This is a genomic window from Candidatus Darwinibacter acetoxidans (genome assembly GCF_041936445.1).
GTDB lineage: Bacteria > Bacillota > Limnochordia > Darwinibacteriales > Darwinibacteriaceae > DTU010.
Map to the genome: position 1 here is coordinate 1 of NZ_JBHGXH010000164.1, position 1,229 is coordinate 1,229.

Consider the following 1,229-nt stretch of genomic DNA (forward strand, 5'->3'; position numbering starts at 1 on the left):
TTCTGCGGCCGCGACGGGTTCCTGGCGATTGCCCATCGGAGCGGCAAATTTGACGGCATGGAATCCGGGACTCGCAAGGACGGGGACGATCTCATCGGCTGGTGTCGCGTCTATCGGAAGGACATGAGCAGGCCGTTCGAGGTCGAGGTGTCGCTCTCGGAATACAGCACCGGCAAGAATCTCTGGCAGACCAAGCCGAAAACCATGATCATCAAGGTTGCCGAGTCTCACGCGCTCAGGAGAGCCTTCGGGATCTCGGGCCTCTACGCTCCCGAGGAGATCGACACCGGCGACCGACCGGAGCCGCGCTACGTCTCCGAGGTGCCGCCCGCGACCCCGACGGCCTGCGAGGTCTGCGGCGTCCCAGTGCCGGAGGATATCCGCGAGAAGACCAAGGAGCACACCCCTAGGGTGCTCTGCGTCAAACATTTCAGCGAGTGGTGGAACACGCAGAAGGAGGTGGCAGAATGACCTCCTCCAAATCCGTCTCCTGGTCGGCGCTCGTCAACATCGGGAACAACGAGTCGCTCGCGCTCACGGTCTCCGGCGAGGCCGCGACCCCCGACGAGGCGCGGTTCGGCGACCGGCAGATGGGATGCATCGCCGTGTGTCCTATGGTGATGTCACGATGACCGTCGTTCTCCGCCAGGGACCGGAACTAATCCCCCGGTACCGTGAGTGGCTCGAGGACCGGGGCTACGCCTACGAGACCATAGAGCGCTTCATCAGGGTCGCACGTCGGCTAGATGAGGCGTTCCCTGCCGGGATCCCCCTCGATTCTGATCGGTTGCAGCGGGTGGCTGGCGCCGATGCCTCGACAGAAGGCAGTCGGCGGAGTAACGCCTATGGGGCCCGGAGATTCTACGATTTCCTTGAACACGTTGCCCTATCGGGAGGTGATCGGGCATGACATATAACCTAAAATCCGCCAAAATAGGCGGAACTATCAATTTTGGCAGCGCCGGGTCGTTCTCATTCTCGTTCGGCGCTGAGATCGGCTCCCCGGAGGACTACCTCCGGTTGGTGGAGCAGGGAGCCTCGTCGCTCCTCGGACAGTTCCGGGACGCCGATGAGGAGACGAAATCTGCAGTCCGGGCCTATATCGCTCGACTCTGCAGTATTCCTGAAGACCGGGTGCCTGTGGTGCAGCCGGCACAGAAGAGCGCACCCGTCGAGGAGCCGGAACCCGCTCCAGTGAGGGCGCCGGAACCGACTCCGATCGCGCCACC

2 protein-coding genes and 1 pseudogene are annotated in these 1,229 nt (G+C 63.0%); all 3 read left to right on the forward strand.

The window, feature by feature from the left end; all coding sequences use genetic code 11:
* The coding region (locus ACE4YL_RS06265) for a RecT family recombinase (protein ID WP_461369383.1) at window positions 1-471 on the forward strand (471 nt) is incomplete at its 5' end.
* Window positions 468-632, forward strand: coding sequence for a hypothetical protein (locus tag ACE4YL_RS06270; RefSeq protein WP_461369384.1), 165 nt, complete (start codon window positions 468-470; stop codon window positions 630-632). The genes ACE4YL_RS06265 and ACE4YL_RS06270, both read left to right, overlap by 4 nt.
* A 274-nt stretch (window positions 633-906) precedes the next feature.
* A pseudogene (locus ACE4YL_RS06275) lies at window positions 907-1,229 on the forward strand (hypothetical protein); the annotation flags it as partial.